At 56.3% G+C, this 15,689-nt stretch carries 12 protein-coding genes and 2 riboswitches; of the genes, 4 read left to right on the top strand and 8 right to left on the bottom strand.

Translation table 11 applies throughout. The annotated features are described in order from the left end of the window. Entirely contained in the window at positions 1 to 1,683 is a 1,683-nt protein-coding gene (locus ERD84_RS15105) for a cbb3-type cytochrome c oxidase subunit I (protein ID WP_130040502.1), read from the bottom strand. A gap of 196 nt (positions 1,684 to 1,879) precedes the next feature. On the opposite strand from ERD84_RS15105, the gene ERD84_RS15100 reads away from it, so the two are divergent. From ERD84_RS15100 to ERD84_RS15090, 3 genes are read left to right on the top strand one after another with little or no spacing between them, the layout of a single operon-like run. After that, positions 1,880 to 2,302, top strand: a complete 423-nt coding sequence (locus ERD84_RS15100) for an OsmC family protein (RefSeq protein WP_130040501.1) — start codon at positions 1,880 to 1,882, stop codon at positions 2,300 to 2,302. Positions 2,303 to 2,304: 2 nt separating this feature from the next. Further along, positions 2,305 to 3,099, top strand: a complete 795-nt coding sequence (locus ERD84_RS15095; RefSeq protein WP_130040500.1) for a thymidylate synthase — start codon at positions 2,305 to 2,307, stop codon at positions 3,097 to 3,099. 20 nt (positions 3,100 to 3,119) lie between these two features. Next, the gene (locus ERD84_RS15090; protein WP_130040499.1) at positions 3,120 to 3,614 is read left to right on the top strand and encodes a dihydrofolate reductase; all 495 of its coding nucleotides are present in this window, start codon (positions 3,120 to 3,122) and stop codon (positions 3,612 to 3,614) included. A gap of 19 nt (positions 3,615 to 3,633) precedes the next feature. On the opposite strand, the gene ERD84_RS15085 is transcribed toward ERD84_RS15090, so the two are convergent. Next, a complete protein-coding gene (locus ERD84_RS15085) occupies positions 3,634 to 5,067 on the bottom strand; it encodes an aminotransferase-like domain-containing protein (protein ID WP_130040498.1) in 1,434 nt (477 codons plus the stop codon). A gap of 147 nt (positions 5,068 to 5,214) precedes the next feature. Here ERD84_RS15085 and aptA point away from each other — a divergent pair, with 147 nt between their 5' ends. Beyond that, positions 5,215 to 6,540: an omega-aminotransferase AptA gene (gene aptA, locus ERD84_RS15080; RefSeq protein WP_167667516.1), complete on the top strand. Its 1,326-nt coding sequence runs from the start codon at positions 5,215 to 5,217 to the stop codon at positions 6,538 to 6,540. Positions 6,541 to 6,696: 156 nt separating this feature from the next. Here aptA and gcvP read toward each other — a convergent pair whose 3' ends face one another. The 6 genes from gcvP to dcd form a co-directional block, all read right to left on the bottom strand. Beyond that, on the bottom strand, positions 6,697 to 9,603 hold the full coding sequence (gene gcvP, locus ERD84_RS15075) for an aminomethyl-transferring glycine dehydrogenase (protein WP_130040497.1): 2,907 nt from the start codon (positions 9,601 to 9,603) through the stop codon (positions 6,697 to 6,699). Positions 9,604 to 9,606: 3 nt separating this feature from the next. After that, positions 9,607 to 9,987, bottom strand: a complete 381-nt coding sequence (gene gcvH, locus ERD84_RS15070; RefSeq protein ID WP_130040496.1) for a glycine cleavage system protein GcvH — start codon at positions 9,985 to 9,987, stop codon at positions 9,607 to 9,609. Positions 9,988 to 10,047: 60 nt separating this feature from the next. After that, complete coding sequence (gene gcvT, locus ERD84_RS15065) at positions 10,048 to 11,142, bottom strand: glycine cleavage system aminomethyltransferase GcvT (RefSeq protein ID WP_130040495.1); 1,095 nt, start codon at positions 11,140 to 11,142, stop codon at positions 10,048 to 10,050. A gap of 55 nt (positions 11,143 to 11,197) precedes the next feature. Then, a riboswitch (glycine riboswitch) is annotated at positions 11,198 to 11,308 on the bottom strand. Positions 11,309 to 11,332: 24 nt separating this feature from the next. Next, positions 11,333 to 11,419: riboswitch (glycine riboswitch) on the bottom strand. A 78-nt stretch (positions 11,420 to 11,497) separates the two neighbouring features. Next, positions 11,498 to 12,766 carry a BaiN/RdsA family NAD(P)/FAD-dependent oxidoreductase gene (locus tag ERD84_RS15060; RefSeq protein ID WP_130040494.1) on the bottom strand — a complete coding sequence of 423 codons (1,269 nt, stop codon included), beginning with the start codon at positions 12,764 to 12,766 and terminating at the stop codon, positions 11,498 to 11,500. 16 nt (positions 12,767 to 12,782) lie between these two features. Then, positions 12,783 to 15,044: an arginine/lysine/ornithine decarboxylase gene (locus ERD84_RS15055; RefSeq protein ID WP_130040493.1), complete on the bottom strand. Its 2,262-nt coding sequence runs from the start codon at positions 15,042 to 15,044 to the stop codon at positions 12,783 to 12,785. 25 nt (positions 15,045 to 15,069) lie between these two features. Next, positions 15,070 to 15,633, bottom strand: coding sequence for a dCTP deaminase (dcd, locus tag ERD84_RS15050; protein WP_130040492.1), 564 nt, complete (start codon positions 15,631 to 15,633; stop codon positions 15,070 to 15,072). Between the last annotated feature and the right edge of the window lie 56 nt (positions 15,634 to 15,689).

Genomic DNA, 15,689 nt, shown 5'->3' with positions numbered 1-15,689 from the left:
TCAGGCCTCCGTCGCCACCGGGCGTGTTACTTGCCCTGCATCGGCACCGTGCCTGTGGAACAGGGCCGGCCCCACACGCTTGCGGCCATATCGCAAGGCCATGGACACAAAATGAATGGCAAACACAATGTGGCCCAGCGTCATCAGCGCACCGCCCACGGACCGGCTTTCAAGGTAGGGGATGGTTATCCGTACCGACTCCATGAATGGAATCGAGGCATCAAGCATAGCAACGCCCTGCAACCATCCACCAATGGACAAGCCAACGAAATAAATACCGAAACCCAGCACGACCAGCCAGAAATGCAAAGCGATCAGTTTTGGATGCGGCCACTCCCAGGACATTACGCGGGGCATTACAAAATAAATGGCGCCGAACATGACCAAAGAGAAGAAGCCGTACAGCCCCAGATGTGCGTGCGCAACGGTAAAGTGGGTGAAGTGTGTAATGGTATTGATACTGCGCAGCGCCTCGAAAGAGCCTTGCACGGAACTCAAGGTATACATCATGCCGCCCAGCACTATGAATCTGAGTGTGGGTGAATAGATCAGGGTTTTGAAATGATGGCGCATGGTCAGATGTTGGTTGACCGAAAACGCCAGCACCGGCACGATCATCATGATGCTCTGCACAATCGACAAGGTCACCAGCCAGCTGGGTATTGGTCCACCTACCAGGTGATGTCCGCCCACCTGTCCGTAAAAGAAGGCAAGCGCCCAGAAACCCAGCAGCGACAAGTTATAAGACTGTATTGGGCGGCCTATGATTTTGGGTAAAAAATAGTAGACCGACGCCAGGGCCACAGGCGTGTAGAACAGGCCAAGCACGTTATGCCCAAACCACCAGTTCATAGTCGCCGCTTCCACCCCGAAATGCACGCCTGGCAAGTTGCCCACCAGAAACAGTATGGGGAACCAAAAAAGCGCTGCACCCATATACCAGATAGACACATATAAATGCTCTACCTTGCGGTTCTGCAAGGTAAACACCAGCGGCAGCCCGATCAAGGCACCGCCCACCACAAATAGAATATCGATTTGCCATGGGATCTCGAGCCACTCGAGTCCGTCGTTGAAGCCCGCTGCAATGCTACCCAAGCCGGCGATCAGCGCCGCATTCCACAACATGGCACCCAGCAGGGCAAAACGCCCCCCCATGAGCTCAGTCTTGAGCAGCCGGGGCAGAGTCCAGATGGCGATGCCGAATGCCGCCATGGGTGCCCAGCCATAGGCCACGGCGTTCAAATGCAAGGTGCGGATACGGCCAAAGGTGAGCCAGGCGTACTCGGTCAGGAAGTCGGGTTGATGCAGCTTAATGGAACTGATCAGACCGGCGGTCGAGGCAAATATCAGCCATACCACCGCACAGGACAAGAACACGAAAGTGACATACTTGGTCGAACCATCAGCTCGCAGTCGATCGTCGAGTTCGGCCTTCATGCGGGCATCGCGCTCGGGATCGTCTATGCCGTCATGGCTACCGTCGACCACACGCTGCAAAGCCGCATGCTGAGCCTGGGTCGCGGCAGGTTCTTCCACCTTGCCGATTTCCCCTTCCGTGAAGATGACATTGGCGGCAGCCGGATTGTCGTCGAACAGCTTCTTGCGCAATGACCAGATAAAAACAAACAAACCGGTCACAGAAAGAATAAATGTCAGCAGCAATATGGTGATGGTGTTCATGATTTCCTACCGAAGGGCGATGCACTGCGCAGCCAGGAGCCTGACCGGCATCGCTTTTTTATATCGCGTAACGACATATCTACCGTATTGTATGCCATGGGTGCAAAGAGCGTTCAAGAATCCCCTACGCCAAATATTGTTAATCCCTAGTTTATAGTTATGATTGATACTTCAGTAAAACAAGCAGGAAAAAATAATGGAATGCACAATAGATTGGGGCGGCCCTGAAGGCATGCTCTTCGTGGCACGCACGGGCAGCGGCCATGTGGCAGCCATGGATGGAGCCCCCGATGGCGGCGGCAACAATCTGGCACCGCGCCCCATGGAAATGCTGCTGGCCGGCACGGGTGGCTGTGCAGCCTACGACGTCGTGCTCATACTCAAGCGTGGTCGCCACAAGGTCAGTGGCTGTCAGGTCAAGCTGGAAAGCACGCGGGCCGACACCGACCCCAAGGTCTTTACCAAGATTCATTTCTCGTTTACCGTCACCGGCGAAGCGCTGCCAGTCTCAGCCGTCGAACGCGCCGTGCAGCTATCTCACGAAAAATATTGTTCGGCATCGGCCATGCTGGCCAAGACCGCCGAGATCACTCACTCCGTTACGGTGGTAGAAGCTTAGTCATGCACCAGTACGAAGACTTTATGCGTCATGTATACGAACATGGCACCGAGAAAACCGACAGGACCGGCACCGGTACGCGCTCCGTCTTTGGGCATCAGATGCGCTTTGACTTGTCCGCCGGGTTTCCGCTGGTCACCAGCAAGAAGCTGCACACCAAAAGCATTTTTATCGAGTTGCTCTGGTTTCTGCGCGGAGACTCGAATGTGCGCTGGCTGCAAGAGCAAGGGGTCTCGATCTGGGACGAATGGGCTGACCAGAACGGCGATCTGGGCCCGGTCTACGGCGTGCAATGGCGGTCCTGGCCTACGCCCAGTGGTCAACACATCGACCAGATTGCGCAAGTGCTGCAGCAAATAAAGCAAAATCCTGACTCACGCCGGCTGATTGTCTCGGCATGGAACGTAGCCGAAATTCCAAACATGGCATTACCACCCTGCCACGCCTTCTTCCAGTTTTATGTGGCTGACGGCAAGCTGTCGTGCCAGCTCTACCAGCGTAGTGCCGATATTTTTCTTGGCGTACCCTTCAATATTGCCAGCTATGCCCTGCTGACGCATATGGTTGCCCAGCAGTGCGATCTTGAGGTGGGTGACTTCATCTGGACTGGCGGCGATTGCCATCTGTACAGCAACCATATGGAGCAGGTCGAGCTGCAGCTGTCGCGCAAGCCATATCCCTACCCCACGCTGAACATCAAGCGCAAGCCCGGCTCCATTTTCGACTATCGCTACGAAGACTTCGAAATTGTGGGCTACGAATCACATCCCCACATCAAGGCTCCCGTCGCAGTCTAAGCCTTCCTATCGCACTCCTCATGCCGTCACCCATTATCCAGCTTGTCGTCGCCTATTCCGAAAACCGCGTCATCGGGCGCGACAACACCCTGCCCTGGCGCCTGCCATCCGACCTGGCGCACTTCAAGCGCGTCACGCTGGGGCATCCCATTATCATGGGTCGCAACACCTGGGTATCGCTGGGTCGACCACTACCGGGGCGGCCCAATCTGGTGATTAGCCGCAACCCCGAATACAAGGCCGAAGGAGCTTCGGTCTACCCTGCCCTGAGTGCTGCGCTGGATGCTTGCGCAGATGCCGACAAGGTATGCATCATAGGTGGTGAACAAGTGTTTCGCCATGCTCTGGACTTTGCTGATGAAGTCGTCGCCACGGAGATCAGGGCCAATATTGATGGCGACACTTTTTTCCCTGCCCTGAACACGAGCGTCTGGCAAGAGGTTGAAAGATTGCCGCAGCCCGAAGAAAACGGTATGAGTTTTGACTTCGTGACTTACCGCCGCATCAAGGCCTAGCCGCAAACGGCTGGTTGCATCAAACCGCCGCCGCCCCCGTCTTGCGCATGAATTGCCAGAGCTGCGGATGGAGGGAATACGCCACATTGAATCTTATCCAGCCGGTATCCCTCTGGTCAGGATCGAAATAGGATCCTGGCGCCAGCCAAATACCGTCTTCCAGGGCTTTTTCTGCCAGTCGGGTGGCGCCCTGCTCACGCCACTGCCCGCTACCCGGCCTGGCCCACAGGAATAAGCCTGCCTGCGGACGGTCGAGTATTTCGAAGCCGTGCCCATCCATCAATGCGCATAGCTCATCGTGCCCTTGACGCAGGCGATCCTGGACACGCAGCAGATGTGCCTGATGCCGACCCTGACTAAGCACCTGATACACCAGGCGCTCCATCAGTTCGGGTGTCGTCAAACCCATGGACATCTTGGTTTTGGCAAACTCCTTGAGCAAGATGTCATTTGCCACGATATAGCCAACGCGCATCGAAGGCATGATGCTTTTCGAGAAACCCGATACATATACCACCCGACCAGTACCGGCCAACGCTGCCAGCATAGGCCCCAGGCCGGGCAGCAAGTCGCGCGACACATCGTCTTCGATTACCCGGAAATCATATTGCTCGGCCAGTTGCAATAAGCGGAAGGCATTGCTCATGCTCAAGCTGGTGCCAGTGGGATTCTGCAAGACCGTATTCACGAACATGGCTTTGATCTTGTGTTCACGCGCCAGGCTTTCGAGCGTATCCAGGCACAAACCGTTGCCGTCACGTGGCACCCCCAGCACTGTCAGACCCGCCTGACGCAAAGACTGCAAGAAATTGGCATAGCATGGTTGCTCGACTGCAATGGCATCGCCAGGCCTGAGCAGCGTGCGTACGACAATATCCAGGCCCTGCGATGCGCCCTGCGTCAGCAAAACCTGATCACTCTCTATGGGCAATCCATGCTGGCTCAGAGCCTGCTGGATATGTTCACGCAATGGGTGATAGCCATAGGGATGGCCGTAGCCCGCCACTTGATTGACGGGTGTACGTGCCACTTGCCGCAGAGACTGCTGCAGGCCTGCCTCGTTCAACCATTCAGCCGGCAACCAGCCACAGCCCGACTTGATGGGAATGGAGTGGTCGGCAAATATATCGGCCAACAACCATGACGCACCTATACGAGGGGGAATCCAGCTTGCAGGAGCCGCCCCGGTTTGAGCATGGCGAACCGTGTGGGCCACGCGGTAGCCCGAGCCTGGCCGCGCGGTCAGCCAGTTTTGCGCCACCAAGCGGCTATACGCTGCCGATACAGTGAATGTACTTAAACCATGTGCCTTGGCAAAATGCCGAATAGATGGCACTGGCATGCCTGGTCTCAACAAACGCTGCCTGATCGCCGATTCAATAGCTTCAACTGCCTGATCCACCAGGGATGTTGCGCCTTTTCGGTCGCGCACCGGCTCAAAGAAAATCTGCACACCCGCTCCTTTCTGTACAGTTTATTAAATATTACCATTACGGTTATGCATTATTAATTCAACCGTATATTTATTTAGCCATGCAGCCGGACGAGAATAGCCAACAACACTCTACTTTCAGATATTTACCGACTCGAGGCAATCATCATGACCAGTCAAGCCAATATCCCTGATCTTTCCAATCTGTGGATGCCATTTACCGCCAATCGCCAGTTCAAGGAACAGCCTCGTCTGCTGGCCAAGGCCAAGGGCATGTACTACACATCCACCGCCGGCCAACAGGTCATGGACGCGACCGCCGGTTTATGGTGTGTGAATGCCGGTCACGGGCGCCAGGAGATCGTCGACGCCATTGCGCAGCAAACAGCCGAACTCGACTACGCGCCCAGCTTTCAACTGGGCCACCTGGACTCCTTCCGCGCCGCGTCCGCTATTGCCAAGCTCATGCCCCAGGGCATGGACCGTGTTTTCTTCACCAATTCGGGGTCCGAATCGGTCGATACGGCCCTGAAGATCGCCCTGGCCTACCATCGTGCACGCGGCGAAGGTCAACGCACACGTCTGATCGGACGCGAACGCGGATATCACGGCGTTGGTTTCGGGGGCATCTCGGTGGGCGGTATTTCACCCAACCGCAAAACATTCTCGGGCGCCCTGCTGCCCGGCGTGGACCACCTGCCGCACACTCATGACCTGGCAAAAAATGCCTATACACGCGGCCAGCCTGCCTGGGGCGAACATTTTGCCGACGAACTGGAGCGCATCGTCGCCTTGCACGACGCCTCGACCATCGCTGCCGTCATCGTCGAGCCCATGGCCGGTTCCACCGGTGTGCTGATTCCTCCCAAAGGCTATCTGGAGAAATTGCGTGCCATTACTGAAAAACATGGCATTTTGCTGATTTTCGACGAGGTCATCACCGGCTTTGGCCGCTTGGGCGCAGCCACGGCCAGCGAATTCTTTGGCGTCACGCCCGATTTGATCACAATGGCCAAAGGCATCAGCAATGCCGCTGTGCCAGCCGGCGCCGTCGCGGTCCGGCGCAATATTCACGACACCATTGTGGGCGCGGCCGCCAGCGGCATCGAATTCTTCCATGGCTATACTTATTCAGCCCACCCGCTGGCTACGGCAGCCATTCTGGCCACACTGGGCATATACGAAAAAGACCAGTTGTTCCAACGTGCCAAAAACCTCTCTCCTGTCTTCGAGAATGCTGCCCACAAGCTGCAAGGCGCACGTCACGTGATCGATGTGCGTAACCTGGGTCTGGTTGCGGGCATAGAGCTGCAACCGCGCGAAGGTGCACCAGGTGCTCGCGCTGCCGAGGTCTTTGCCAAATGCTTTGATCAGGGCCTGATGGTACGCTACACCGGCGACATCATCGCCATTTCGCCTCCCCTAATCATCGAAGAAGGGCAAATCCAGGAAATCTTCCAGAAAATTGACGAAGTGCTCAAAACAGTAGACTGAGCTATTCCTGGTAAAGCTTGTCGGCCGTGCCCTTGCTGGCGCGGCACAAGACAAAGAAAATGCCGGAAGTCCTGATGGGCTTCCGGCATTTATTCATACCACATGGCCAGAGCTAGCCCCGACGCTTTGAAAAGCATCAACGGGCACCCTTGGCTATCAGGCTGTCGCGGATGACTCCAGCGCTTGCCCGGCATCAGACTCGTAGGCCTCCATTGGAGGGCAGGAGCACACCAGGTTACGGTCGCCGTAAGCATTATCCACCCGGGCTACGGGCGGCCAATACTTGCTATCTCGCAAGCTGGCCAATGGATAAGCCGCAGCCTCGCGTGTATAGTCGTGGTGCCATTCTGTTGCCAACAGCATTTGCGCCGTATGTGGAGCATTGCACAGCACATTGTCCTGTGCGTCGACTTCGCCATTCTCGACCTGGGCGATCTCGGCCCGTATCGCGATCATGGCATCAATGAAGCGATCCAGTTCGGCCAGGCCTTCGGACTCGGTGGGCTCAACCATTAACGTACCCGCAACCGGGAAGCTCATGGTGGGAGCATGGAAGCCATAGTCCACCAGACGCTTGGCAATATCTTCATTCGAAATACCGCAAGTATCTTTGATGGGACGGATGTCGAGAATGCACTCGTGCGCCACGCGGCCATTCGGGCCCGCATAGAGAATGGGATAGTAGCTGCTCAACCGTGTCGCGATGTAATTGGCGTTGAGTATGGCTGTTTCTGTTGCAGCCAACAGCCCCTCGGCGCCCATCATGGCGATGTACATGTACGAGATTGGCAAGATGCTGGCCGACCCATAAGGCGCAGCAGCTACAGGGCCGACGTGCGCATCGGCTGGCAGGCTGCCCGAAGCATCCAGCACCGCAGGCAAATACGGCGCCAAGTGGGAGCGCACCGCTATAGGCCCAACACCCGGGCCGCCTCCGCCGTGTGGAATGCAGAATGTCTTGTGCAGATTCAGATGTGAAACATCAGACCCGAACTTGCCAGGCTGGGCCAGACCCACCATGGCATTCATGTTGGCGCCGTCCAGGTAAACCTGGCCGCCTGCCTCGTGCACCAACGCGCAGATGTCGGTTACAGCCGTTTCGAACACACCATGCGTCGAAGGATAGGTGATCATCAGTGCCGCCAGGCGATCACCTACTTGAGCGATCTTGGCTTTCAGGTCTTCAACGTCGACATTGCCGTTTTCGTCGGAAGCCACCACGACCACATCCATACCGGCCAAATGCGCCGATGCCGGATTGGTACCGTGCGCTGATGCCGGAATAAGGCAGACATTGCGCTGATGCTGGCCATTGGCATGATGATAGCCACGTATGGCCAGAAGTCCGGCATACTCGCCTTGCGCACCCGAGTTGGGTTGCAGGCTGACCGAGTCATAGCCGGTGATTTCGCACAAGGCTGCCGACAGGCGATCGATGAGCTCTGTATAGCCACCGGTTTGCGCAGTAGGTGCGAAGGGGTGAATTTGACCGAACTCGGGCCAGGTGATTGGTATCATCTCGGCCGTGGCATTCAGCTTCATGGTGCATGAACCCAGCGGAATCATGGTGCGATCCAGTGCCAGGTCTTTATCGGCCAGACCACGCAGATAGCGCAGCATGTCGGTTTCGGACTGGATGCGCGAGAAGACCGGATGCGTCAAGATTGCCGACTGACGCTGTACGCTGGACGGAATACCGTGTTCGGCAGGCAGTGCGTGCTGGGCTGATGCATCCCATGTTTTGCCAATAGCCTGGGCAAAGACGGCCAGCAAGGCATGGATATCTTCAACCGTTACGGTTTCGTCGAGCGAAACCGCTATTTGTTCAGCCCCTACTTTACGCAGATTGATGGATGCAGACTCGGCAGCCTGGATGACTGCCTGAGTATGTTTGCCGGTATCGAGCAGCAAGGTATCAAAATAATCTTTGCTGGCCACCGAATAACCCAGACCGAGCAGCGAACTGCGCAGAAAAGCCGTCAGGTAAGCCACGCGCTCGGCAATACGCTTGATGCCAGCCGGGCCATGCCATACGGCATACATGCCCGCCATTATGGCCAACAGCACTTGTGCAGTGCAGATATTGGATGTGGCTTTCTCGCGACGTATGTGTTGCTCACGTGTTTGCAAGGCCAGGCGCAAAGCAGGCGCGCCCTGGCTGTCTTTGGAAACACCCACCAGGCGGCCTGGCATATTGCGCTTGAAACTGTCTTTGCAGGCCATGAATCCGGCATGCGGTCCACCGAAACCCATAGGCACACCAAAGCGCTGGGCGGATCCTACAGCGATATCGGCGCCCCATTCACCGGGTGCGGCCAACAGCGCCAATGCCAGCAAGTCGGTTGCCACCGCCACGATGGCACCCTGTGCATGGGCGGCTTCCGTCAGGGCACGATAGTCGCTGACGCCCCCCAGGCTATGCGGATATTGCAACAATACGCCAAAGCAATCGGGCAAGCCTTGTGCTTCATCGCCTACCTGGACCTCGATATCGAGGCCACTGGCACGTGTGCGCAGGACTTCGAGCGTTTGGGGGTGACAATGTACAGAGGCAAAAAATACTTTGCTCTTGGAGCGTGATCCGCGTCGCGCCAGCGTCATGGCCTCGGCTGCGGCAGTACCCTCGTCGAGCAGGGAAGCATTGGCGATGTCCAGGCCCGCCAGGTCGGCAACCATGGTCTGGTAGTTCAGCAGCGCTTCCAGGCGTCCTTGCGAGATTTCAGGCTGATAGGGCGTATAGGCTGTGTACCATGCCGGACTCTCGAGGATATTGCGCAGGATGACATTGGGCACATGAGTGCCGTAGTAGCCCTGGCCTATGTAATTGCGGAACACCTGGTTACGCGACGCAAGCTGTTTCAGGTCGGCCAAGGCACCGGCCTCGCTACGCGACGCAGGCAGGTTTAAAGCACCACGCTTGAGAATGCTGGAAGGTACGACTTCCTGGATAAGGCTGTGCAGGTCGGGAGCACCGATCGCTGCCAGCATGGCAGCCTGATCCGCTTGCGACGGACCAATATGCCGGCCTATGAAGTCGGAATGGGGGTCTAGATCACGTAACATAAATCAGCTCGCATCCACCTGCGCTTGATAGCCATCGGCATCCAGCAAGCCATCGACATCGGCTGAATTATTGGGCTTGATTTTGAAAATCCAGGTATCGAAAGCAGCCTGATTGATGAGGTCAGGGTTATCGTTCAGTGCTTCATTGAATTCAACGATCTCGCCATCGACCGGCGCGTAAATATCGGATGCCGCTTTCACGGACTCGACCACCCCAGCCATGTCACCCGCCGACAATGCTGTTCCTGGGTTGACATCACCCACAAAGACCAGATCGCCAAGTTGATCCTGGGCACTATCGGTAATGCCAACCAGCAGGACATCTCCGTCGGCTTTGACCCACTCGTGGGAAGACGTATATTTACGATCGCTAGGAATACTCATGATTAACCCCGTTATTGAATAAAGTTCGTGTTGATGCCGGGCAGATGTGCCGATACGAAATCAGGCCATCACCTTGCCATTGCGTACAAAAGGCATTTTGACTATTTCAGCCGGCAGCCATTTACCGCGAATTTCGACCTCGATGCGATCACCGGGCTGCGCGCCCTTGGGCACCCGTGCCATACCTATGGACACACCCATGGTCGGCGACATGGAGCCGCTGGTGAGTTCGCCCTCGCCCTGCTGGGTGCGGACTTTCATGTGTCCACGCATCACGCCTCGCTCGAGCAGCTTGACACCGACCAGCGTACGATCGACGGTGGCGCCCTCAAGTGCAGTACGGCCGATGAAGTCGCGCCCCGGGTCTTTCATTGATACCGTCCAGGCCAGAGCCGACACCAGCGGATCGACCTGTTCATCCATTTCCTGGCCGTACAGATTCATGCCGGCCTCGAGGCGCAAGGTATCGCGCGCACCCAAACCGCAAGCCCTCACGCCGTTGGCAGCCAGGTCGCGCCATAACGCGGTTACCTGATCGGCGGGCAGGACGATTTCGAAGCCGTCTTCGCCGGTATAGCCGGTACGCGCAACCAGGGTATCGTCAGCAACAAAGGCACCAGTAAAGGGGGACAAAGCATGGGTCTCCGCTTCCCAATCGGGACGCACTTCCCACAGTTTGTTGCGGGCATTGGGCCCCTGTACAGCCACCATGGCCAGATCGCGGCGCGGTGTAATCGTGACGTCGAAGCCATCGGCCTGGGCTACGGTCTGAATCCAGGCAAGATCCTTGTCGGCCGTGCCAGCATTGACAATCAGGCGCCATTGATCAGAGCTGAAGAAATAGACGATCAGGTCGTCCAGGACGCCCCCGTCGTTATTCAGCATGCATGAATACAGCGCTTTGCCCGGTATGGTTAATTTGCTTACGTCGTTGGCCAGCAGGCGTTTTAGAAAACCTTCCGCACCGGCGCCATGGACGTCGATATTGAGCATGTGCGATACATCGAACATGCCGGCGTCTTTGCGCACAGCGTGGTGCTCTTCGAGCTGGGAGCCGTAGGCGACGGGCATGTCCCAACCGCCAAAATCAACCATTTTGGCACCGGATTCAAGATGTATGGGATGCAGGGATGTTTGCTTTAAGGCGGTAGACATGGGGACTCCATAGTGGATTTAAAAAGACGACGCATGCCAATAATATGCTGGCCAGCACCGCCCTTCTGTCCTTTTGCCTGAGAGTTAACCCGAGCTTGCGGGTGTTCACCTTCGGCGCCCGCTACCATTTATGTTTGGTATTGCGGGTCTCTCCAGAGTGCTGCCTTGTAGATTTCAAGAGCAAAACAACAATACAAGAGCGGTACTGGGGACCTGAGCGATTCTGGGCGAATTGCGCCTTCGGTGGCCGAAACCGGCACTCTCCCACTCTGTGTAATGACAGCGATCGCAAAGAATAACCCGAAAACCCAGGCACGCCAAGTCGGACGGAAAAAACCCGGCCAGCAGTTACAAATCAGCCAGCCAGCAAGGCTCGTCCACAGGCCACACCTGAAGCCCAGGCCCACTGAAAGTTGTATCCTCCCAGCCAACCGGTAACATCGAGCGCCTCGCCCACAAAATATAAACCGGGCACTGCCTTGGCCTGCATGGTTTTTTGGTCTATGCCGCGCGTATCGACACCCCCACGCATGACTTCGGCCTTTTTATAGCCAGCACTACCGCTGGGCACCAGTGACCAACCATGTATTTGTGCAGCCAACTGCCGTAACAGCCGGTCGGGAACATCGGCCAGCCGCCGCACCGCCAGCCCCGCCTCGACCGCATCCGCCTGAGCCAGCCATTGTTCGGCCAAGCGCTTGGGCCACAAACCCGCCAGAACAGTCGCCAACTGCTGGCGTCCGCCTTGCTTGGCCGCCAACAATTCACGCTCCAGATCTTGCTGTGGAGCCAGGTTTATTTGTATGGCATCGCCTGGATTCCAATAGCTGGATATCTGTAGAATGGCCGGACCCGACAGACCTCGGTGCGTAAACAATAAGTCCTCGAGAAATTCCTGCCTGTGCGGCTTGCCTGCGCGCTTACCCGCCTGGCCAGTCCCCGACACCTGAGCCGCAGCCTTGACGACCACCTCGAGCGCAACACCGCTCAATACACTGAACGCCTGCCAGGTCTGCGCATCGAATGTCAGCGGCACCAGAGCCGGGCGCGGTTCAACCACCTTCAAGCCAAACTGCCGCGCAATGCCCAGGGCGAAGTCCGTCGCACCCAGTTGCGGAATGGCCATGCCTCCGGTTGCCAACACAAGCTGACTGGCTTGCAGCACGCCTTGATCGGTCTGCAAGGTAAATTGCCCGCCCTCATGAACAATCTCATCAACCTTGCAAGGCATGCGCCAGGACACGCGCCCAAGCTCACACTCGCGCTTGAGCATGGCAATAATGGCTTCGCTGGAGTCATCGCAGAACAATTGGCCACGATGCTTTTCGTGCCAGGCGATGCCATGCTTTTCGACCAAATCGATGAAGTCGCGTGGGGTATAGGCCGCCAGAGCCGAGCGACAGAAATTGGGGTTTTGCGAGAGAAAGTTGGACGGTCCCGTACCCACATTGGTAAAGTTGCAGCGCCCGCCGCCCGAAATGCGTATTTTCTCGGCCAGGCGTTGCGCATGGTCGATCAGGACCACACGCAAGCCACGCTGACCCGCTACAGCGGCCGCCATCATGCCAGCGGCGCCCGCACCAATCACCGCCACATCGAAATCGGCTTTTGCCATGCGACTCATTGAATGCCAGCGGGCTTTAGTCTTCTTTCAGGCAATCAACGTAATATCGTTCGTTGCCATCAGGACCGATATCGCTTGCCAGGCCATGGACATCTGTTTCAAAACCTGGAAACTTGGCGTTGAACTCACGGGCAAATTTCAGGTAATTCACAATACGCTGATTGAAGCGCTCGCCCGGAATCAACAGCGGAATACCAGGAGGATAAGGCGTAAGCAATACGCCAGTGACCCGGCCCTCCAGCTCTTCGATATCGACGCGCTCGGCTTCGCGATGCGCCATCTTGGCATAGGCATCCGACGGCTTCATGGCAGGCACCATATCGCTCAGATAGACCTCGGTCGTGAGGCGGGCCAGATCGTACTTGCGATAGGCCTCGTGGATTTGCTGACACAAATCGCGCAAGCCCATTTTTTCGTAACGGCGATGCTCTTTGCAGAAATCGGGAAGAATGCGCCACATCGGCTGATTGCGGTCGTAATCGTCCTTGAACTGCTGCAAGGCCGTCAACAGCGTATTCCAGCGGCCTTTGGTGATGCCGATGGTAAACAAAATGAAGAAGGAATACAGCCCCGTCTTTTCGATGACTACGCCGTGCTCGGCCAGGTATTTGGACACCAGCGCCGCCGGAATGCCGGTTTCGGCAAAAGTGCCCGAGATATCCAGACCCGGCGTGACCACGGTAGCCTTGATCGGATCAAGCATATTGAAGCCATCGGCCAGATCGCCAAAGCCATGCCATTCATCGCCAGACTCCAGCAGCCAGTCATCACGATGGCCTATGCCGTCTGAAACCAGGCGATTGGGACCCCAAACCTTGAACCACCAATCATTCTTGCCAAACTCGGATTCGACTTTGCGCATGGCGCGTCGGAAATCGAGCGCTTCGGCAATGCTCTCTTCGACCAGCGCAGTGCCACCGGGGGGCTCCATCATGGCGGCGGCCACATCACAGGAGGCAATGATCGCGTACTGAGGTGAGGTGGACGTGTGCATCAGATACGCTTCGTTGAACACATTACGGTCCAGTTTGCGCGTCTCGGAGTCTTGCACGGTAATTTGCGAAGCCTGCGACAGCCCGGCCAACAACTTGTGCGTGGAATGCGTGGCAAATACCATGGCATCCTTGCTGCGAGGGCGTCCCTCACCTATGGCGTGCATGTCCTGGTAGAACTCGTGGAAAGCGGCGTGCGGCAGCCAGGCCTCGTCGAAATGCAGCGTATCGATTTCAGAACCGAGCTTTTCCTTGATCATCTCTACGTTGTAGATGACCCCGTCATAAGTACTTTGCGTAAGCGTCAGGATGCGTGGCTTCTTGTCTTTTGCATTGCATGCAAAAGGGTTGGCCTCGATTTTTTTGCGTATGTTCTCAGGCTCGAACTCTTCCAGCGGGATGGGGCCGATAATCCCCAGGTGATTCCGCGTGGGACGCAGAAAAACCGGCACGGCGCCTGTCATGGTGATGGCGTGCAGAATGGACTTATGGCAGTTGCGGTCAACCACGACCACGTCATCGGACGCCACGTTGGCATGCCATACGATTTTGTTCGACGTGGATGTGCCGTTGGTCACGAAGAAGCAATGATCGGCATGAAAGATGCGGGCTGCATTCAGCTCGGATTCGGCCACCGGGCCTGTGTGGTCCAGCAATTGGCCCAGCTCGTCTACCGCATTGCACACGTCGGCGCGCAGCATGTTTTCACCAAAAAACTGGTGAAACATCTGCCCTACCGGGCTTTTCAGGAAAGCCACCCCACCTGAATGCCCGGGACAATGCCAGGAATACGAGCCGTCGGATGCATACTTGACCAGCTCGCGAAAGAAAGGAGGAGCCAGGCCATCGAGGTAGGCACGCGCTTCGCGGATAATGTGCCGGGCCACGAATTCGGGCGTGTCTTCGAACATGTGAATGAAGCCATGCAGCTCACGCAGAATATCGTTGGGTATGTGCTGTGAAGTGCGGGTTTCGCCATACAGGTAGATGGGAATTTCTTCATTCCGGAACCGCAGCTCACCGATAAAGCTGCGCAGATTCTTGATCGCATTGGCCACGTCTTCCGGCGAGTCAACGTCGAACTCTTCATCGTCAATCGACAAAATGAAGGCACTGGCACGACTTTGCTGCTGAGCGAAAGAACTTAAATCGCCATAACTGGTAACGCCCAGAACTTCGACGCCTTCGTTCTCGATGGCAGCCGCAAGCGCACGTATGCCAAACCCCGACGCATTCTCGGAACGGTAGTCTTCATCGATGATCACGATGGGAAAACGAAATTTCATTAGTGGCTCCCGGGCCTGGTACAAACTATGTACGAGGCAGCGTTACACCTTGCTGCCCCTGATACTTGCCGCCGCGATCGCGGTAGGATGTTTCGCAAACTTCATCACCTTCAAAAAACAGCATTTGCGCACAACCCTCGCCCGCATAGATTTTGGCAGGCAGAGGGGTGGTGTTGGAAAATTCCAGCGTAACGTGGCCTTCCCATTCAGGCTCCAGGGGTGTCACGTTGACGATGATCCCACAGCGGGCATAGGTGCTTTTTCCCAGGCATACCGTCAGGACACTGCGCGGTATGCGGAAGTATTCAACCGTACGTGCCAAGGCAAAGGAATTGGGCGGAATGATGCAGACGTCCCCCTTGAAATCAACAAACGATTTCTCGTCGAAAGCCTTGGGGTCGACGATAGTGGAGTTGATATTCGTGAATATCTTGAACTCGTCGGCGCATCGTACATCATAACCATAGCTGCTGGTACCGTAGCTGACAATACGTTGTCCGTTTTCTTCACGCACCTGGCCGGGTTCGAACGGCTCTATCATTCCATTGCTTGCTGCCTGGCGTATCCAGCGATCATTTTTTATGCTCATAACCCTAACCTTATAACGATGGCGCGTATTTTATCGCTTACACACTAACGGCGTGC

Source organism: Pollutimonas harenae, from assembly GCF_004153685.1.
Classification (GTDB): domain Bacteria; phylum Pseudomonadota; class Gammaproteobacteria; order Burkholderiales; family Burkholderiaceae_B; genus Pusillimonas_C; species Pusillimonas_C harenae.
This window is presented reverse-complemented; position numbering and strand designations above follow the sequence as displayed.